Origin of the sequence: Microcystis sp. 49638_E5 (genome assembly GCF_021300285.1) — a bacterium.
Classification (GTDB): Bacteria; Cyanobacteriota; Cyanobacteriia; order Cyanobacteriales; family Microcystaceae; genus Microcystis; species Microcystis aeruginosa_C.
The window spans coordinates 1-18,886 of record NZ_JAJTDH010000085.1 but is presented as its reverse complement, the minus strand read 5'-3'; the positions used below and the strand labels follow the sequence as shown (position 1 = coordinate 18,886).

Sequence of the window (18,886 nt, the reverse complement as noted above, 5' to 3'; positions counted from 1 at the left end):
GCGGTTCTGTCATTGCCTCCTCTACTAACGGTGGTACGGCTTCTGAGAGCATTACCAGTCAGTTGAGTGCAGGCACCTACTACATTCGTGTCTATCCCTATCAAAGTGCTAATACCAACTATAATCTCGCTGTTTCGGCTACCAGTGGCGGTGGTGGAACTGGATTTAACTCCACCTATGGTTACGGTTTAGTTAACGCTGCCGCTGCCGTTGCTCAAGCAATTAGTCAACCCACTTTTGCCGATGTTCCTAACTTGGGAGGTAATAACTGGGGTAATGATATGGTTAACGCCCCCGAAGCTTGGGCAAGAGGTTATACAGGACAAGGTGTTACAGTGGCTGTAATTGATGATGGGGTGGACATTCTACACCAAGACCTGAGCAACAATATTTGGCGCAATACAAGGGAAATTGCCGGTAATGGCATTGATGACGACCGTAATGGCTATGTGGATGATATTCACGGCTGGAACTTTACCACTGGTTTTGGTGGTAACAGTGGCAATGTCCGACCCGAAAGTGCTTTGAGTACCCACGGCACTCATGTGGCAGGTACAATCGCCGCCAGTAACAATGGCATCGGTATTACTGGTGTTGCTTATAATTCCAGAATAATGGCTCTCAAAATTGCCAACACCGATAGTAACAATAATTGGATAAACACTGGCAACCTTGCTCAAGCCATCCGCTATGCAGTGGATAATGGCGCTCGCGTCATTAATATGAGTTTGAGATGGTCTGATTCAACTGCTTTACGCGATGCCCTTGCCTATGCCGCTAGTCGCAATGTGATTACGGTTAGTGCCGCTGGCAACTCTAGCGGGTCTTCTCCCGGAACACCCGCATACTACGCTACCCAATACGGTTTTTCCGTCGGTGCCGTCGATAGCAGCCGGACAATTGCTAGTTTCTCCAATCGTGCCGGAACTAACAGCAGTATGCAGCACGTTATGGCTCCGGGGGTGAATGTTTATTCGACTGTACCGGGCAACGGATACGCGAGTTACAGCGGAACCTCGATGGCGGCTCCCCATGTGGCAGGAGTAGTGGCTTTAATGCTCGGGGCTAATCCCAACTTAACCCATGCTCAAGTCCGCAGTATTCTCACTAGCAGTGCTGTCCGTCTTCCTTAAAACGCTATTAATGCTCATAACCCAGAGCATTCCTAGTTAACCAATGCTGAAGAAAGTCTCTGTTGGATTCTGCACGAGGCTTTTCTTCAGCCAAAATAACAGCCAAATCGCCAAAACTATGATTTATCCTAACTTTCGCTGGTTCCTAAGTTTGACCATTATTCTAGTTACAATGATGAGCTTTACTGACCCGAATTTCTCTCAATCAAAACAGGGTATTTCTGGCACTATTCTTCGTCTTAGCGGCGACCAAATGCCCACTATAGACACAACATCCTTAAGAACAAAACCTGAACCTATTAAAACAACTGTTTGGATTTTTTCAGGTAGAATTCCCGCTCAAGGAACCAACTGGTCAGTAGCCCAAGCCCAAAAACATCCTCACCTAATCAAGCAAATAAGTAGTGATTCTCAAGGTAATTTTTTTGTGGAATTGCCCTCAGGGGAATATACTCTCCTCGCTCAATATGATGACAATTTGTACCTCAATAATTTTTTAGGGGACGGCAGCTATGGAACCGTACAAGTGACTAACGGTCAAATTGTCAATATTCAGTTAATTAACACGGAAAAAGCTTATTTTTAGCAATTATTGTCCCAAAACGCTCAAGAAATAACATTTCTTGAGAGTGAGATAGAAGAAAATAATTTACTATCTTGCTTGATTACGTCTGCATTTCGCCAGTATTTGAATTGGCGAATTCCTAGTCTTTTTAATTACGATAGGTCTGGCTCTGTAATTTCTTCGGCGATGTTCTCTAGCATTCTTGGAATCTCTTCTTCCGTTACGTCATTTCTTCGGCTAACATTTAAAATATCACCTTCTTTTAATTGTTCGAGTATATTCTCGGCTAGTCTTTTCGTATAAGTTCGTTTACTGGCGACAAAATCTAACTCTTCGCTCAAGGGTTTCCGACAATTATCGCACTTAAATTGACGACGATTAACTTGTGGGTACACTGGTTGTCCTGAGAGCGGCGAATCTTTGACTAAATGGGGTTTGCTGAATAAATCTAAAAACCTTGTTTGATAAGACTTTTAGACTTTTTTGAAATCCAAAAGTGGTGGACATGGGAGTGATCAGGGGGAAAATTCCAGGACTTTTTCCCTGAAAATTAGGTAATTGACCCCCTCAAAATGGGTAAAACCCCACACTCTACCCCCACGAAAAACTTTTTGCCACAAACCCTATCTAGTGGGTGGGGATTGATGATTGCTCTTGCCGATCGAGTAATCGATCGAGGATGATAGAAAATAGACAAAATAGATAGGCAGTAAAGGAAAACAGTGGAAAAGGGAACGCTGGTAGAATTTCGAGTGCAAGGAGAAAGGCGCTTAGGGGTGATCGATCGCCCAGAAGGTAAAAAAGATTGGATCGTCATCGATCAAGGGGGAAACCCGCATAAACTGCGTCCCCAACGCTTCGATTACATTATCAAAGCAGGTCCGTCCAACCATAAGGAGATTGGCAATTTTCTGCGGGAAGTCCAACCCTATCTAGATCCCAGTGGTTTAGAAGTGGCCTGGGAATTATTAGCCGGGGAAAATCAGTTAGTCACTCCCGAAACCATGGCCGAGATACTCTTTTCCGATCGCGGTCCGCAGTTTTGCTATGCAGCCCATTGTCTCTTGAGTGAGGATAAAGTTTATTTTAAAAATAAAGGGGATGGTTACGAGGCCCGCTCTGAAAATCAGGTAGAGGAAATCAAACACCAGCTAGAGGTGGAACAACAGCGTCAACGGGAAAAAAGCCAATTTCTCCAACGTCTCCAACAGGCCCTGGCCGGTGAAACGGTAGAATGGTCAGAAAGCGATCGAATTCGTCTGGAGTCTCTAGAAAAATTTATCCTCCAACCCGAACAAAAATATCCAGCAGCCATGGACATACTCTCGCTGCTGGGCCGTTCCCAAACCCCCGAGGCTGCTTTTGAATTGTTAGTCGATTTGAAATGGTGGAGTAGTCACGAAAACCTTTTCCTGCGACGCAGTTCCTACCCCGTTCAATTCTCGAAAAAGGTACTTGATGTGACGCGTCTTAATTTACTCAATCCCCCTGCGGATGCGGATGTCAACAATCGTCTTGATTTAACCCACCAAAAAATTTATACCATCGACGATGAAAGTACCGAGGAAATCGATGACGGATTATCGGTGGAAATGCTCGCGGATGGTGGTCATCGTCTCTGGATTCATATTGCCGATCCTAGCCGTTTAGTGCTTCCCGATGATGAATTAGACCTAGAAGCGCGTCGTCGTAGTACCAGTCTCTATCTTCCCACGGGAATGGTTCCCATGTTTCCCCTAGAATTGGCCGCCGGTCCAATGAGTTTGGTACAGGGTAAACTTTGTCCCGCCTTGAGTTTTGGGGTAATCCTCGATGAAACAGGGGCGATCGCCGATTATCGTATCCATCCTAGTACAATTAAACCCACCTATCGCCTCACCTACGAAGATGTGGACGAAATGTTACATCTGGATCTGCAGCATGAACCGGAAGTGAAGATTCTCAACCGTTGGGCCAAACAACGCCACGCATGGCGCAAATCTCAGGGATCGATTAACATCCAAATGCCAGAATCATCCATTAAGGTGAAGGCTAACGACGAAATTATCGTAGAATTGCAGGAAGTTTCCCCATCTCGGCAATTAGTGGCGGAAATGATGATTTTAGCTGGAGAAATCGCCGGTCGCTACTGTCAGGAACACGAGATACCCGTACCTTTCCGGGGACAACCACAACCGGAATTACCCCCCGATGAGGAGTTAATTTTACTACCTGCGGGCCCAGTGCGTTCCTGTGCCTTGCGTCGCTGTATGCCGCGCAGTGAGATGACGACGATTCCTAACCGTCATGCTAGTCTGGGATTGAATACCTATTCCCAAGTAACTTCGCCAATTCGCCGTTATACTGACCTTTTGACCCATTTTCAACTAAAAGCCCATCTCCGGGGCGATAAACTGCCTTTTACCCGGGATAGAATGCAGGAAATTCTCTATAGTGTCGCTAGTTCGGCCCTGGAAGCCACCTCAGTGGAACGACAAACTAATCGTTATTGGAGTTTGGAATTTTTGCGACGACAGGGAGATCAAGTCTGGCAAGCTTTGGTATTGCGCTGGCTGCGGGAAGAGGAAAATTTAGGCTTGATTTTATTGGAGGAATTGGGGTTAGAATTACCCCATCGTTTTGAGCGCTCGGTATCTTTAGGCGATCGCTTTCAAGTACAAGTTAGTCGCGCCGATCCCCACCGCGATGAGATCCGTTTTCGCGAGTTATCGGGTTTTGTCTCCTCCCAAGCAAGTTAATCTCTCGGGGAGTCAGTATTCAGGAGTCGAGAGATAGGGTGATAGGGATTTAGGGGTTTAGGGAAATTTCAGCCAAATGCTCCACTACCCCACACCCTGCCACCACCGAAAAGCTTTTTGCCGCAAACCCTAAATAAGGTTTGCTGAATAAATCTAAAAACCTTGTTGGATAAGGCTTTTAGACTTTTTTTCCCTGAAAAAGTGGATTTTTTCCCTGAAAATTAGGTAATTGACCACCTGAAAATGGGTAAAACCCCACACCCCACACCCCACACCCCACACCCTGCCCCCACGAAAAACTTTTTCAGCAGCCCCTAAATAAGGTTCTTCGGTTTGTGTTATGCAATGGACGGAGGTTATAAGGGATGAAACTCTTATAGAGAAAGGCATTTGGCGATTTTTGTCAATTGTTTTTGATCTAGAGCGAACTAATCAATTAAATCTCTTGCCAGATAAGGATTTAGTTTATTTATGCCACCCTATCGAACCATAACAAGTAACGAAGAACCTCAGTTATTAGTGTATCTTCAGTGGTTAGGATTAAATCGAATGAGTCATCATCAGTTCGTAACCCATCGAACCGGAATGTAAGAGCGTGAGCGGATTCAGCAACCAAGCTAAGAACTGTAGTAACTACAGCAGTCCCAAGAGCCAAAGCTAATGTGCAATTTTTCATTTTTTACTCCTGAGTAGTGTTTTTGTTGGTGTAAGGTTGTAGTTTTACTTTTTCAGGTTCGGAGTGCGATCGCCGCTCTTGCAGCCTAGTTCAAGCAACAGCCTAACCCAACAACAAAGACGGACAACAGAACAATACACGTTACCCTCCCCAATAAAGTATCAAAAGCTACAATTTAATAAATCTTTATATTTCTCTCCCTAGCAACGACTCCCAAAGGAAGGAATCTCAATTAGTTTCCCCTGTTTTACTCCTTCTCAGGCGAACTATCGTCTTCCGTAAGGGATTGTAGCGCGGTATGTCGGATTCGCCTTTGTGTTCTCCCTTGACCACCTCTCAACTCGATGGCTAACCCAAATTAAGCACGATTATATTGCCATAAAGCCCTAGAGGCTTGGTCTCCAACCCCTTGAGGACAAGATAGGCTGCACCCGCTCATTCTGTCGGCTGGAGAGGGGAAACCCGTTACTGATTCTACTCACAGAGAAGGACTAATTTTATTGGTGTAGAATAGAGACAATTATTGAGAGAGAAAGAAAATGAGCACTATTTCCCTTGAAATTCCTGAAGAAATCTTAATTAGTCTCAAAGAAACTCCTGAAAATCTATCAAGAGAATTAAAAATATTGGCAGCCGTTAAACTTTTTGAACTTGACAAACTATCTTCAGGACGTGCAGCCCAATTAGCCGGAATGTCACGAGTAGAATTTTTAACTATTTTGGGGCGTTATCAAGTCTCCCCTTTTTCTTTAACGACTGAACAATTGGAACAAGATATTGTCAATGCCTAATCCTCAAGTCATTGTCAACACCTCTCCTCTACTGTACTTACATCAAGTGGGATATTTAGAATTGCTCCAACGCTTGTATTCTCAAATCCTGACTCCTCCAGCAGTGGTCGAAGAATTAGCAATCGGTAAAAATAAAGGAATTGATGTTCCCAATATTCAGGCAATTGAATGGATTTCAATTACTCTGGTTAAATCAGTCAGTCTAATTCCGGCTATTATTGATTTAGGGCAAGGAGAAGCTGAGGTCTTAGCTTTAGGATTAGAAAATCCAGGTAGTTTACTGATTTTTGATGATCAATTAGCCCGACGTATTGCCAATTTATATCGCTTAAAATATTCAGGAACGCTTGGTGTTTTAGTTAAAGCGAAGCAGCAGGGCTATCTATCTTCTGTTGCTCCCGTTATTGCTAAGTTACGCCATCAAGGAATGTGGCTAACTGATAAAGTTGTCAATGATGTTCTTCGATTAGCTGGAGAGTAAGTATGCTTAAAAAAAAGGCTCTTCGTTACTTGGTATGGTTCGATAGGGGAGCATAATTGATTAGTTCGCTCTAGATCAAAAACAATTGACAAAAATCGCCAAATGTCTTTCTCTATAAGAGTTTCATTCCTTATAATCCTGTACGTTGCATAAGACAAACCGAAGAACCACAAATCTTTTGCGATCGCTATCGGGGGATAGTTGTTTTTTGTCACAGCAGTGGGGAGAAGGGAGCGGGTTTTTCAAGTTGGATTGGCAGTTAATCATGCTATTAAAAACTGATTCAGTATAACGTTCCAGTTGAGCGGATGCCAGTAGCCTTAGCAACACAACCGAGGTCTCTAAACAGTCCGCTCCAACAGGATTGTTAGGCTGCATTTGCACTTTCCCAAAACTTACATGGTTGATAATTCCAAAAGCCTTTTCAAACAGTTTAACGCATCTTCAAACTTTTGGCTCATGTCAGTATGTTTTTTACCTAGTTGTTTTAGAATATCTTCATGATTCAAGTTAACAGCAGACTGATGCATTCCGATTAGGCGATTGTTGATTTCTCCTAATTTCTGGTAATATTTCCCCAGTTCATATCTAAACAATCTTTCCAAATAAATCAAAGCCGTACTAACAGCAACGCTGTAACGAAAAGCAAACTGTTCTTGGAGAAGCTCAGTTAATTTCTCTGTATCGTTAATCTTACCATATTCAGCCACTTTTTCTTCAAGATCTATCTTGTCTAGTAATTTTTCAGGTAGATTTTGCTTGCTCTCTGTGGATTTTGGTGGCTTTTTCTCGCTATCTTCATCAGTGGGCTCTTCAACTTTCTGCTCAACTAAACGAGCAAAGACTTCGATAAGCTTATTCAGAGGTAAGGGTAGAATTCCATATACCATAATTTGAATTGCGTCACTACCCAGTGAAACTAACTCAGGTGCAATTTCACTGAATGTTTCTTGAAATACTTTTACTGAAAGGTTATGACTCACATCATCCCCAGACGGATTAAGAGGTAAATCAATAGGCATTTTGACCAGTTCGTACATGAGAACCCATTTACAGATAGCTAGAAAATTCTCATAAACCTGCTGCTTGGATTCTTGAATTTCTTTGTCAAGAGCTAGTTCTTTGATATATTTCTGCTCATAAGATTTCTGTTCAATTAGCTCACCGATTTTTATATCTCGAACTTTGTCATCGAATTTATGAAAATAGTAGTCGGCTAAATCTCTACTATTTTCCTCAACAGCCCGATGAAATTTTTCTTCAGTTGACAGCAAAAGAAATGGAGAATCAACATTTGGATATGATTTGCCAGTAACGTGTGAGAGGGTAATATGAAGAGCACCATCTCTGTCTTCTGGATCTAGCAAGCGTTTAGCTGGCTCCTTGATAGAGTCTTTTAATTTAGTAAAGATGCTTGTAACTTTGCTTGAAACCTTTCCCTGATGCTCTTCACTGTCAATCCAAGTTTTCACAAACTCAATCAGAGCCTTCCTGGCTTTCTCTAGTTCTTTTCGATCTTGTTCTAGAGTCTGATCGCAAAAAACTTTCGTTGTCAATCCAAGTCCATCTAGTTGTTCAGATGAAATTTCCTGATGCTCTAATCCAAGAATTTGACGACAGGTTAGCTTGATATCGTTTTCCGCCTTCTCTAAAAATAATTCTCCTTCATCAAGCATGAGCTTAACACGATCCTTACTCAAGAATGTATTCAGCTCTTTTAATAAACTTGGTATTCCACTTTCCTCATCTAGCTTATTAGGATTGGCCTTTCCTAAATTGTCAACGTGGCATTTTGCTAAAGTTGCGTAAAAGTCCTTTTCAATCTCGTCAGTCAGTTTGATCTTCTGTCTAAGAATTAGAGCAAGTACTGACTTTTCTGCGACAATCCTAAAATATCTAGATTTCAGTAAATTTGTATCGCCAATAATCTCGCAGAGTTCCGATAATGATTTTTTTAGTCGAGTTTCATCTTCCTCAGACTTTATCTGATCGGCTTTATTTACAACAATGAATACACGATTAGCAAATTTGCTTTTTTCTTCAGCCGTATAGCCACTGAATAAGTACTTATCTAGTAGGTTTGCGATAGAAGTACCTTCTTCTTCAGCAGGTCTATTGGGATTAACCACAAACACTACTGCATTAGCATTCTTAAGTTCCTGTCGTAAAATCTCCGTGTGTCTTAGAGTTTTTGCTGCCGATCCAGGAACATCAATAAAAACAACATTGCTAGATGTTTTACCATTCAAATAGCTGCTATCTTTCGGCTTTAGATAGTACTTTGCACACTTGATGGCAGGAATCACTCTTTCAGGATTTTCCTTTCCATTTCGACTACCACCTTCTTCTAAGTAAGTGTTAAGTTCTTTCTGATCTTTTGGAAGTTGAAACTCTATTTTAATCGATGTTTTAATATTGTCAATTTTCTGCCATGTATTTGCAATGTCTAAAATTTCATCTACAATACGTTTTCGTTTATCAATTGGAACATTATCCGGTAACTTTTTAGCTATGTCTTCATTAGTTGCTAGATCGATAACTTTAGCAGCAGTTATACTCGCTTCATCTCCAAACAAACTAGCCCTTGTTTGCTCATCAAGGTAATGACTAGCTACACCAAGTAGTAGCGGTTTGAATTCATCTTGAGTTCTGATAGAAAGTTCAGCTTTGTCAAAATCCACGTTTTGATTGGGATAGACATAGATAGCTGTGCCAGTAATTGCTGCTCCACCACCAGTCAGAAGCAGTCTTTCTTGCAAAAGAGCGTTCAGAAGGCTGCTCTTACCAGCACCTGTTTCACCAATCACTACGACTTGGTAATCCCGATCTTGCCGAAGGACATTATCCGCTCTGTCAAGAAGCTTTTTGGCTTTAGATAGATCCAAACTTTGATATTGTGAAAGGACTTCTTGCAGTTCGGCACATTTTCTTTGCAATTTTGTCCAGCGCTCAAACTGTTTTCTTGCTTCAGTTTCACCTAAACTACTACCAAACCGACTTAACCAATTCTGACAATCCAGATTAGATTGATCATCTGAACCTTTTCCAGGCTGAGAATCTCTTGGCCGAGACGCTGGATTTTCTTTGTCGAATAATTCATCAATTCCACCCATAGCTTCTCTCTGTAGTTAGTCAAGAATTGCATTCAGTAAAACATCAACCAATGAAAGGTTCTCGTCTTCTATATCTTCAATCGTAACTGTATCCACAATGTCAAACTTAGCTCCAGCACCTTTTAATTCATCATCTAGCAACTTAAGAAACTTTGTTGCATCAGGATCATTTCCGATTTGAATGAAAGAGATTGCTAACTCCTCATCTTTTTCCATTTGCTGAGTCGCTTTGACGATCGTTTCAGCAACCGCTTTTTTATTGTCGGGCTGCCCATCAGTAATAACGAGTATTGTTTCCCCATTTAGCTTGGTTTGCTTCTCTTGTTTTCGATGAAAATAGTTTTGTAGAGCGTCTTCTAAAACAAGTGCCATCTCAGTGCGACCAACAAGAGAGATTTCTTTAAATAATTGCGAAACTTGACTAGAAGTAACATTTTCAATGCGTCTAAATTTAGATGAGAAGAAGTAGACAGTAATTCCATCTGGATCAAACTCTTCGCACTTGGTGACTAGAGCAAAAGTGGATTCCTGCATCACATCCCATCTACTTCTGCCGCCCTGCTGATCCTTAGTTGACATACTTCCACTTTTGTCAATGATCAATGTGTAATCTCGCTCCTTCAAGATAGAATCCTGATCCTCAAGCATGGCATACACTCCTGTATTTGAAAGTTTTGCTCCTGCTCTTATCTTAGCACCTATCCGGCTGATCTATATACAACCTTATTCGTCCTCATCAAGATCCAGATCAACGCCAGAGACCAAAGATTGAACATGATTGACTAGGTTAGAACTAATTGCCTGTATGTGTTGAGGGTTCTGTTCCATATCTTGGGCAAGAAAATTCAGAAATTTCCCAAGCACCGGATCATTTTCTTCTGTCCCGTCAGCCCTGGAAATCCATACTTTACCGTCGGCCTGTATGTTGTAGCAGATTTTATCGCGCTTATTCAAGCCAAGGGCTTTGCGAACAGAATCGGGAATTGTAGTCTGATAGCGATCAGTAAGAGTGGATTCTGGGCATGGGGCCATCGTTGCAGCTATAGCGACCTCTAAGCTTGTCCATAAAAACTAGCTCTTGATGGTAATGCAACTGCATTGTCTTGTCAAGTATGGAGTGACTAGATCTACAGCCTAACGGAGCCGTTCACCTTAAATGTCGGCAGGATGCCCCGTTACACCCATAAGGTTGTTGTAGTAAACCTAAACCTGTCAGCATCCCACACCCCATCTTCCCACTTCCCCCCAGTTGAGTTAGCGGGTTCGGCTTCGATCTGTCAGAATACAAGTATTGAAACAACCCTTTTAAGAGGCTTCATGGTGGAAGTTAAAGTCGTTCCCCCGAAACGCAATTGGGTTCAGACGTGGTGGCAATCCCTGAATTCCCTATCCCGCTTACTGGTGATTGCTCTAGCTGCACCACTTATAGTTCTGAATGCCTGGGCATTATCGGCAATTTTTGGCTATTTTGAATCTTTATTTGTTATTTTACTGATAGCGGCCGTTCTATCTTTTCTCTTGGGTTATCCGGTGACTTGGTTGGAACGTCAGGGATTAAAACGGGGTTTAGCTGCGATCGTGGTTTCCCTGATCACGATTTTAATTTTTGTGGCCGTGGGAATCACCCTAGTTCCCTTAGTCTTCACCCAAGCGCAGCAATTTGTCAACAGATTGCCAGAATGGTTAGACTCGGGACAGCGCCAACTGATGCAACTAGATACCAAAATCGACACGATGAATCTACCGATTCCGATCAGTTTCGATGGTCTGATCGCTCAGTTTAACAGTCGTTTAGGGGCAGAATTGCAAATTTTAGCGGGAAGAAGCGTTAATTTAGCCCTTAATCTCACCGTTTTTACCGTGGTGCGAGTGCTTGATGTGCTGCTAACCATTATCCTCACCTTTTATCTACTTCTCCACAGTCCCGATATCTGGAGGAGTATTATCCAATGGTTGCCCAAACCCGTCCAACAACCCTTTTCTCTAACCCTACGCTTAAGTTTTCAGAATTACTTTGTCGGACAGGTGATTTGTGCCACCTGCATGGCCCTGGGATTAGTCACGGCATTTTTATCGATTAAAGTTCCTTTTGGTCTTCTATTCGGCCTCTTGATTGGTACCATGGCCTTAATCCCTTTTGGGGGAACTGTCGGCATTGTCACAGTGACAGCTTTACTAGCTTTGCGCGATATTGGTTTAGCTCTGCAAGTTTTAGCCGTAGCTGTAGTGGTGCAGCAAATTGTCGAAAACGGCATTGCTCCCCGGATTTTGGGCAGTGTCACGGGGTTAAATCCCTTTTGGGTGTTGGTTTCGGTCTTGACGGGGGCGCGAGTGGGCGGTTTACTGGGGGTGATTGTCGCGGTTCCCATGGCAGTAATGATCAAGGAAGCTTTGGAGGTGATCCGTCAAGTGACCCCAGAGGAGACAAAATACGGGATAATTAAACCCTCTCTCCCCCTAGAATCAGAATCCTCTAGCGAGGTGGTTTCTCGCTGAAGAATGACTGACGGCATGATCTAGGGCGATGTGAGCAGTAATATTGGCCGGGATAAATCGGCAATTTTCTCGCAGGTTCTTGGCTTTTCTCCCTCGATCGAGTTATGATATCCATATTGGTAGATTAACTCCACTTGCCCTGATCGCCGTCCCTGGCGGATGCCTTGCTGGTCTCTGGGGCCTGGCTTATTGGGAGATTAGCTAACCAATTATCTCTAAACTCGGATAATTTCTGAGAAAAGGTGATTGTCTATCCCGATAAATCAGCAAAAAATCGATATTTTGGTTAAATAGGCTACATTAACAGCTAGGTTTCTATCGTAAGCTCGAAGTTAAGACATAAAGTCAATATCACCCTCCGATTGCAATGAGAAAATGTTTGAATCGCTTAATATTTGGGCTTTTCAGACATTTTTTTTGTGGATTGATACTAAATCCAGTTATTAAAAACTGATTTAGTATGACATGGACAAACACCAACAGACCATGATCTGGAGAGATCGTCAAGAAAAGTATCAGAGTGAACTCTTGGAAAAGAATTGGTAAAATATAATTAGTAGGGAGAGTATTGCTGTTAATGTTTCGCTTTTTAACGAGACGTTAACCAAGCCCAAAGGCAAAAAATAGCAGTAATTTGCTAAAAGCTAAAAGCCGATAGCTGACTGCTCTATATATCTCTCGTATTCTTTACTTGTCGAGTTCAACACGACCCCTTTATGGAATCAAGCAACCCGTCAGGGAAGACTTCCGAACCTCCTAGTCATAGGTGGGCCAATTTACTCGGAACCATGATCGCAATTCTGACCCTAACGTTACCCTTGTTAGCGATTGGATATAACTCCACGCCTAACTATACCGAAGAACCCCTTACCGGTAACACATCCTACTCCCTAACGAGGCAAATGAGGTGACAGAATTGAGATAGACGATTGCCAAAATAAAAATTTTTTTCTTCGTCCCGATCCCCCTTATGAGTAAAATTTGGATCGGAGTCAATCAAAGTGTGTTTTAATTTTGCTTGCGCTTTTAGGTGACTCTAAAGGCGCTATTGTCTTGTATTTGGAGAAAGCTTGTGGATTTATCGCGCATTCCTGCCCAACCGAAACCAGGTTTAATTAACGTTTTAGTGGAAATTACCGCCGGCAGTAAGAATAAATACGAGTTTGATAAGGATTTAAATGCCTTTGCTCTCGATCGCGTTCTCTATTCTTCGGTACAATATCCCTGTGATTATGGTTTTGTTCCCAATACCCTCGCCGATGATGGCGATCCTTTAGATGGTATGGTGATCATGGATCAGCCTACTTTCCCGGGCTGTGTGATTACGGCCCGCCCTATTGGTATGTTAGAAATGATCGATGGTGGTGACCGCGATGAAAAAATTCTCTGTGTTCCCGCTAAAGATCCCCGTTATGCAGAGGTAAAATCCCTCAAAGATGTCTCTCCCCATCGCTTGGAGGAAATCGCCGAGTTTTTCAAAACCTATAAGAATCTAGAGAAAAAAGTCACAGAAATTCTCGGTTGGAAAGATGTGGACGCAGTAACCGCTTTAGTTGAACAGTGTATTGCTGCTTATAAGTAAGGTTTGCGGCAAAAAGTTTGCTGGTGGGGTTAGTTATCAGTTATCAGTTCACTGATAACTGAAAAGTCTCCCCACACCCCATACCCCACACCCCACACCCCACACCCCAATTTATGCGAATAGAAACCTTAAAATCGGGTTTAATCGTCTCCTGTCAAGCGCCGGTGGAGTCATCTCTGCACGATCCTGTAATTATTGCTGCCATGGCTCATGCTTGCGTGGATAGGGGTGCTTGTGGGGTAAGAATTGATAGTCCCGCTCATCTGAAAGCCACCCGTCAACAATTGCCGGATATACCGATAATTGGACTCTGGAAACGCAATTATCGCGATTGTTCGGTATATATTACGCCCAAATATCAAGATGCTCTCGCTATTGCCGATGCGGGTGCCGATATCATTGCCTTAGATGCTACCCCAAGAAAGCGCCCCGATGATGAAAATTTAGCCACAATTATCGATCGTATTCATCAGGAAACTGGTAAATTAGTCATGGCAGATATAGACTCGATCGAAAGTGCTATTTATGCGGTGGCAGCCGGTGCTGATGTTGTCGGTACAACTCTTTACGGTTACACAGAAGCCACTAAACATCTGCATCCGCCGAGTTTTTCTTTCCTAGAAGAATTAGTTAATAAGTTATCAGTTCCTGTTATCTGTGAAGGAGGAATATCGACTCCAACAGAAGCCAAAAAAGCCCTAGAAGTTGGTGCCTATTCGGTAGTTGTTGGTACGGCAATTACAGGGATTGATTTAAAAACTACCGCTTTTTTACAAGGAATTTTATCAAAATATTCATGACATTGATCTTGCTCCTAGCCGTGCCTGGTAGCCACTTCTAGGGATTAGGAAAAAAACCAAAAAGTTTAGCCGCACCACCCAAAATAGCGACGACTAAAGCGATTAAAATCCCCCGGTTAGTAAATTCCTGATAGGCAATCCGTGCCGTTAATCCCTTGATTTCCGTGGTCAATCGCTCATCTAAAGCTTTAATATCTCCTTTTAACTCTCCCTTGAGTTCGGCTTGTCCGATTTCTAATTTTGTGAGACGTTCATCGATTTTGTCGAATTTTTGAGTAACATCTCTTTGTAGGTTATCGATTTTTCCCTCAATCCTTGTCAGAACGGCTTCTAGGGAATAAGTTACAGTTTCGTTAGACATTTGCTAAACCCCTATTCAGTTTTCAGTTATCAGATTTGAATTTTAAGTGAGCGGTATTAAATGGCAGTTTTCTACTGTCTTTGCACCGATTACTGCTTACTGATTATGGCAGTTTTCTGCTGTCTTTGCACCGATTACTGTTTACTGATTACTTTTAAGTAGGTGGGTGGAATTAAATATAAAATGAACGTAGGTTGGGTTGAAGCATGAAACCCAACGCCCGATTATGTTACGCTACCGCTAACCCATCCTACAAATAATTGTGCCTACCTACTTAACTGGCTGTTAACTTAGTCATAACTTGGATAATATATAATACCTATGTCAAGTTTATGTAATAAAATTTAACCTAATCAAGGTCTGAACACCAGTTTTGACTTTATTCCTGAAAATATGAGTATTTCTCGCCGTAATTTCCTCACCTTTTTAACTGCCACTGCTGGTGTCTCTTTTTTCAGTCTGCAAGAGAAAAAATATTCCTCTCTGATTAGCAGTCCTGCGATCGCTGCTAATAGTTTTGGCTTAAACTTTTCTCCAGTCAAACTGCCGATTCCCTTAAAAATTGACGGTATGAGCGATGAAAGCCAAAAAAGTGCCTATCAAACCTATACAGTCCCAGATGATCTCGTTCTTCCGCAAGGATTCACCTATGATGTGGTAGCGCAGTGGGGAGATAAAGTGGGTGATTCCCGTTTCGGTTATAACAATGATTATCTATCTTTTATCGAAACCAGTCCGGGTCAAGGTTATCTAACCGTTAATTTTGAATATATCAGTGGTCGTACTTGGCTACAAACCTTTGAACAAGTGATTGGTAAAACCCTACCCGTCAAGGAAGTACGAGAAAAAACCAACGAAAAGGGTGAAATTGCCGCCTATAACCTGCAAGATGCCAGCTTAAGGGCAAAAATCGAGGAAATCTCCCTAGAAGGCTTAATTGATCAGGGAATTGGCGTAATTTCCCTCGCTAAAGATCAAACGGGAAAATGGCAACGTACCTATAGTAAAGCCGATCGCCGCATTACCGGTATCTCTGGACTAAAGGACGGTCGTTACCTGAAAGCCACCGGTCCTGCTGTAGCAATTTTTACCAAAACTGATAAACTTGGCTACGATGACGGATTAGGGGCAAAAATTATCGGAACGTTGCAAAATTGCGCCGGGGGAACAACTCCCTGGGGGACCGTATTTAGTGCCGAGGAGAACTTTCAAGACCAAGTGACCGAGGTAGTGTTAAAAGATGGTTCTTCTTTGCATCCCGATACTACCCCCTTTATTCTCAATAGTGGGGAAGTGGATGGCCGGGGTAACGTTTTTGGGTTAGCGGGAAATAAATACGGTTGGATGGTGGAGGTGGATCCAGCCAATCCCGACGATTACGGCACAAAACACACTTGGTTAGGGCGTTTTCGCCATGAAGCGGTCGCTTTTCTCGCTCAAACGGGGCAACCCTTGGCGGTTTATTCAGGATGCGATCGCAGAGGCGGTCATATCTATAAATTCGTTTCCGAGGGCAAAATTAGCGATATTAAGCAGAAAAATAACTCAAAACTCCTAGAAAAAGGAATGCTCTACGGGGCCAAATTCAACCCCGATAAAACTGGTTATTGGATACCATTAAATCCCGACACGGAGATAAATCCCGTCCTACCGAGTCAAATTGCCGCTAGTCGCGGGGATGGGGTGGTAGCGTTGCCAAATCCCGAAAGAACGGCCAATGAGACTAAATTACTGCTATTTAAGGACGATGAGGAGATTCTGGCCTACAAATCTAAATATAAGACCCTCGCAGACCTGTATGAAGGTAATGGGACGGAAAAACAGGGAGCAATTCTCATCGATGCTCATTTTGCCGCTAACGCCGTTGGGGTCACTTGTACTGGTCGCCCAGAAGATACGGAAGTGGACGAGAATGGCACTTTATATATGACCTTTACCTCTGGTAGTCCCAGTGAAGCGGAGGGAGGAGCCGATAAGGAGATATTTAAGGGACCAAATGGCGAAATACCCTACGAATTTGGTTGGATTATCAGCTTAAGGGAAGATAATAACGATGCTGCTTCCTTAAGTTTTCGTTGGGATGTGGTCGCTTATGGAGGGGAACCGACAGAGAAAGGTGAGGGTTTTTCTAATCCCGATAACCTCGCTTTCGATAAACAGGGAAATCTCTGGATGGTTAGCGATATTTCCACGGGTGGGTTAAATCGAGAGATGAAAACTCGTTATCCCCAAGGGGTCCCGGTTAGTCAACGGGATTTATTGGGGATTTTTGGTAATAATAGCGCTTGGGTGTTTGTTAAGGGTCAAGAGCATCCCTATCCTTTTGCTATCGCTCCCATGGATGCGGAATTAACGGGATTGTACTTTACTCCCGACCAAGAGACGTTATTTTTGGCAGTACAACATCCGGGGGAAGCGGGGGGAATTCGTCGGGATTTAGCCTTTGAAAACCGTAAATTTGCCCTTAAAACCACTAATGGGCAAGAATTTGAACAAATGCGACAAGTACCCCTAGGGTCGAATTGGCCCAGTGGTCAAGTTAATCAACCTCCCCGGCCGGCAGTGGTGGCGATTCGCCGAATTGAGTCAAAATAGGTGAGGGAAGTGAGGAGGTGGGGAAGTGGGGAGAAAAAGGAAATAGATTGTTTCCTTGGAGTAGAAAAGCGATCTTTTTCAGGAAAAATCGTTAAATTAAGGAATTTAAGGGCAAGGTCGCCATTAAAATCTCACTTTTGCCGGAGATATGTTGTGATTTTGTCCTTGAGTTTCCCAAAGATGGGCTTACTATGAGAGTAGGGGGAAAAAAGATAATTTTAGCGATCGATTAACAATGACTAGGGATCTCTGTAGGATTTTATTGATAGAGGACGAACCGACGACTGTTAAATTAATCCAGAGATTGCTGTTAAAGGCCCCCCAATGTTCCCTGGCCAGGGGGTTGACTTTTACCCTCACCCAAGCTCAGGATCTAGAGGAAACTGCCGAAAAACTGGCAGGGGAGAAATTTGATCTCATCCTCTTAAGCTTGGAAATCTCTGTTCCCCCCGGCTTAAATATTCTAGTCAAAACCAGAGAATTAGCCTCTGATATACCGATAGTGGTTCAAACTACTAGCAATGATGAGAAATTAGTCGTTAAAGCCTTTCAACTCGGTGCTGACGGTTATATTCAGTTAAATAATATCGATAGTAGTCTTTTAGTCTATCAAATTCGTGTGGCGATCGAGCGTCAGCAATATATCCTCAATCTTAAACATCAACAACAGGAAGAAGAATTTCGCGAACTGGAACAGTTAATCAAGGGAGTACAAACTAGCATCACGGCGAAAATGTTCGGTTCTGAGGCAATAAGGCAGAGTATTCCCGATATTTTTCAAGAATTAGTCCAAAATTACGGAGATTTATTAGATTTAGCTTTAGAAGAACAAGCATACAAAGTGGAACATAATCTATCGGAACGACTGCGAAGCTTGGCTGATAAGTTAGGATTCTTAAAAGCTAGTCCTCGCGATGTGGTGGACATTCATACTACCACCCTACGCCAAAAAAATCAGGATGTCACCCTGGCCAAAGCGCAGGCCTACGTTAGCGAAGGTCGTCTCATGGTCCTGGAATTGATGGGTTATCTCGTCTCTTTCTATCGTAAATACTATATCGGTCTCAGCAACATTAAACTGTTCAATAACACGCAATCATGAGTCAATATCTTCTCAAACTCTACATTATGGGTGATTCAAGTAAATCCCAGAGGGCGATCGCTAATATTTTTCGTATCTGTCGCGAGGAGTTATCCGGTCTTTATACCGTAGAAATAATTGATGTTCTCGAACAGCCGCAATTAGCGGAACAGGATAAAATTCTCGTAACTCCTACTTTAGTCAAACAACTTCCCCCACCCCTACAAAGAATTATCGGCGATATGTCCAATACCCAAAAGGTTCTCCTCGGTTTGGATGTTATTCCCAAAGACTCCCATCTCAATTAGGATTCACCTAAAAATTCGGCTCTTCTAGGTTCTGTGTGATAAGTTTAACTTACTATATAGCGTTTTCAAATAAGACATGAAAAAGCATCGTAATTGTGGAGATTAGGAAAAGTAAATAGTTTAAGGTTGATTAAAAGATTAAATATCTTCTTCATAATCCCAAAAT

Annotated in this window: 16 protein-coding genes and 1 pseudogene; 12 read left to right on the top strand and 5 right to left on the bottom strand. The window is 42.7% G+C overall.

The genetic code is table 11. From position 1 onward, the window contains the following. Both LW728_RS18835 and LW728_RS18830 read left to right on the top strand, forming a co-directional pair. A partial coding sequence (locus tag LW728_RS18835; RefSeq protein WP_287767647.1) for a S8 family serine peptidase occupies nucleotides 1-1,133 on the top strand: 1,133 nt, incomplete at its 5' end. 175 nt (nucleotides 1,134-1,308) lie between these two features. Then, the gene (locus tag LW728_RS18830; RefSeq protein WP_228051261.1) at nucleotides 1,309-1,719 is read left to right on the top strand and encodes a hypothetical protein; all 411 of its coding nucleotides are present in this window, start codon (nucleotides 1,309-1,311) and stop codon (nucleotides 1,717-1,719) included. Nucleotides 1,720-1,853: 134 nt separating this feature from the next. On the opposite strand, the pseudogene LW728_RS18825 reads toward LW728_RS18830, so the two are convergent. Beyond that, a pseudogene (locus LW728_RS18825) lies at nucleotides 1,854-2,129 on the bottom strand (ISL3 family transposase); the annotation flags it as partial. Nucleotides 2,130-2,420: 291 nt separating this feature from the next. Between LW728_RS18825 and LW728_RS18820 the strand changes: the two are divergent. The 3 genes from LW728_RS18820 (at nucleotide 2,421) to LW728_RS18810 (ending at nucleotide 6,384) form a co-directional block, all read left to right on the top strand. Beyond that, a complete protein-coding gene (locus LW728_RS18820) occupies nucleotides 2,421-4,436 on the top strand; it encodes a ribonuclease catalytic domain-containing protein (RefSeq protein WP_287767645.1) in 2,016 nt (671 codons plus the stop codon). 1,215 nt (nucleotides 4,437-5,651) lie between these two features. Then, nucleotides 5,652-5,903, top strand: coding sequence for a UPF0175 family protein (locus tag LW728_RS18815; protein ID WP_002764591.1), 252 nt, complete (start codon nucleotides 5,652-5,654; stop codon nucleotides 5,901-5,903). Next, a complete protein-coding gene (locus LW728_RS18810) occupies nucleotides 5,896-6,384 on the top strand; it encodes a PIN domain-containing protein (protein WP_287767643.1) in 489 nt (162 codons plus the stop codon). The genes LW728_RS18815 and LW728_RS18810 overlap by 8 nt, the downstream gene beginning before the upstream one ends. Nucleotides 6,385-6,779: 395 nt before the next feature. Here the strand turns inward: LW728_RS18810 and LW728_RS18805 are convergent, their stop codons facing one another. The 3 genes from LW728_RS18805 to LW728_RS18795 all read right to left on the bottom strand — a co-directional run bounded on the left by LW728_RS18805 (nucleotide 6,780) and on the right by LW728_RS18795 (nucleotide 10,529). Then, a complete protein-coding gene (locus tag LW728_RS18805; RefSeq protein WP_287767641.1) occupies nucleotides 6,780-9,497 on the bottom strand; it encodes a dynamin family protein in 2,718 nt (905 codons plus the stop codon). Between the two features lie 15 nt (nucleotides 9,498-9,512). Further along, nucleotides 9,513-10,145: a VWA domain-containing protein gene (locus tag LW728_RS18800; protein WP_002794745.1), complete on the bottom strand. Its 633-nt coding sequence runs from the start codon at nucleotides 10,143-10,145 to the stop codon at nucleotides 9,513-9,515. A 75-nt stretch (nucleotides 10,146-10,220) separates the two neighbouring features. Then, on the bottom strand, nucleotides 10,221-10,529 hold the full coding sequence (locus tag LW728_RS18795; RefSeq protein WP_287767639.1) for a type II toxin-antitoxin system PrlF family antitoxin: 309 nt from the start codon (nucleotides 10,527-10,529) through the stop codon (nucleotides 10,221-10,223). Between the two features lie 285 nt (nucleotides 10,530-10,814). Between LW728_RS18795 and LW728_RS18790 the strand changes: the two genes are divergently transcribed. From LW728_RS18790 to LW728_RS18780, 4 genes are all read left to right on the top strand, one after another. Then, nucleotides 10,815-11,993, top strand: coding sequence for an AI-2E family transporter (locus LW728_RS18790; RefSeq protein ID WP_287669646.1), 1,179 nt, complete (start codon nucleotides 10,815-10,817; stop codon nucleotides 11,991-11,993). Between the two features lie 716 nt (nucleotides 11,994-12,709). Continuing rightward, complete coding sequence (locus LW728_RS23450; RefSeq protein ID WP_012267246.1) at nucleotides 12,710-12,904, top strand: TLTLP motif-containing protein; 195 nt, start codon at nucleotides 12,710-12,712, stop codon at nucleotides 12,902-12,904. A 161-nt stretch (nucleotides 12,905-13,065) separates the two neighbouring features. Next, nucleotides 13,066-13,575, top strand: a complete 510-nt coding sequence (locus LW728_RS18785) for an inorganic diphosphatase (protein WP_002760578.1) — start codon at nucleotides 13,066-13,068, stop codon at nucleotides 13,573-13,575. 113 nt (nucleotides 13,576-13,688) lie between these two features. Beyond that, on the top strand, nucleotides 13,689-14,375 hold the full coding sequence (locus LW728_RS18780) for an N-acetylmannosamine-6-phosphate 2-epimerase (RefSeq protein ID WP_287669644.1): 687 nt from the start codon (nucleotides 13,689-13,691) through the stop codon (nucleotides 14,373-14,375). Nucleotides 14,376-14,412: 37 nt separating this feature from the next. On the opposite strand, the gene LW728_RS18775 is transcribed toward LW728_RS18780, so the two are convergent. Further along, a complete protein-coding gene (locus LW728_RS18775; RefSeq protein WP_002752658.1) occupies nucleotides 14,413-14,736 on the bottom strand; it encodes a DUF4164 family protein in 324 nt (107 codons plus the stop codon). A gap of 393 nt (nucleotides 14,737-15,129) precedes the next feature. Here LW728_RS18775 and LW728_RS18770 point away from each other — a divergent pair, with 393 nt between their 5' ends. The 3 genes from LW728_RS18770 (at nucleotide 15,130) to LW728_RS18760 (ending at nucleotide 18,720) form a co-directional block, all read left to right on the top strand. Continuing rightward, on the top strand, nucleotides 15,130-17,331 hold the full coding sequence (locus LW728_RS18770) for a PhoX family protein (protein WP_287767637.1): 2,202 nt from the start codon (nucleotides 15,130-15,132) through the stop codon (nucleotides 17,329-17,331). A 235-nt stretch (nucleotides 17,332-17,566) separates the two neighbouring features. Next, on the top strand, nucleotides 17,567-18,433 hold the full coding sequence (locus LW728_RS18765) for a response regulator (protein ID WP_287767635.1): 867 nt from the start codon (nucleotides 17,567-17,569) through the stop codon (nucleotides 18,431-18,433). Beyond that, complete coding sequence (locus LW728_RS18760) at nucleotides 18,430-18,720, top strand: circadian clock KaiB family protein (RefSeq protein WP_002772019.1); 291 nt, start codon at nucleotides 18,430-18,432, stop codon at nucleotides 18,718-18,720. The genes LW728_RS18765 and LW728_RS18760 overlap by 4 nt, the downstream gene beginning before the upstream one ends. The last annotated feature ends 166 nt before the right edge of the window (nucleotides 18,721-18,886 follow it).

Excerpts from the sequence above, each read along its gene's own strand:
- LW728_RS18830 (WP_228051261.1), top strand. The coding sequence starts at position 1,309 with ATGAGCTTTACTGACCCGAATTTCTCTCAATCAAAACAGGGTATTTCT.
- LW728_RS18815 (WP_002764591.1), top strand. The coding sequence starts at position 5,652 with ATGAGCACTATTTCCCTTGAAATTCCTGAAGAAATCTTAATTAGTCTC.
- LW728_RS18810 (WP_287767643.1), top strand. The coding sequence starts at position 5,896 with ATGCCTAATCCTCAAGTCATTGTCAACACCTCTCCTCTACTGTACTTA.
- LW728_RS18805 (WP_287767641.1), bottom strand. The coding sequence starts at position 9,497 with ATGGGTGGAATTGATGAATTATTCGACAAAGAAAATCCAGCGTCTCGG.
- LW728_RS18800 (WP_002794745.1), bottom strand. The coding sequence starts at position 10,145 with ATGCTTGAGGATCAGGATTCTATCTTGAAGGAGCGAGATTACACATTG.
- LW728_RS18795 (WP_287767639.1), bottom strand. The coding sequence starts at position 10,529 with ATGGCCCCATGCCCAGAATCCACTCTTACTGATCGCTATCAGACTACA.
- LW728_RS18790 (WP_287669646.1), top strand. The coding sequence starts at position 10,815 with ATGGTGGAAGTTAAAGTCGTTCCCCCGAAACGCAATTGGGTTCAGACG.
- LW728_RS23450 (WP_012267246.1), top strand. The coding sequence starts at position 12,710 with ATGGAATCAAGCAACCCGTCAGGGAAGACTTCCGAACCTCCTAGTCAT.
- LW728_RS18780 (WP_287669644.1), top strand. The coding sequence starts at position 13,689 with ATGCGAATAGAAACCTTAAAATCGGGTTTAATCGTCTCCTGTCAAGCG.
- LW728_RS18775 (WP_002752658.1), bottom strand. The coding sequence starts at position 14,736 with ATGTCTAACGAAACTGTAACTTATTCCCTAGAAGCCGTTCTGACAAGG.
- LW728_RS18770 (WP_287767637.1), top strand. The coding sequence starts at position 15,130 with ATGAGTATTTCTCGCCGTAATTTCCTCACCTTTTTAACTGCCACTGCT.
- LW728_RS18765 (WP_287767635.1), top strand. The coding sequence starts at position 17,567 with ATGACTAGGGATCTCTGTAGGATTTTATTGATAGAGGACGAACCGACG.
- LW728_RS18760 (WP_002772019.1), top strand. The coding sequence starts at position 18,430 with ATGAGTCAATATCTTCTCAAACTCTACATTATGGGTGATTCAAGTAAA.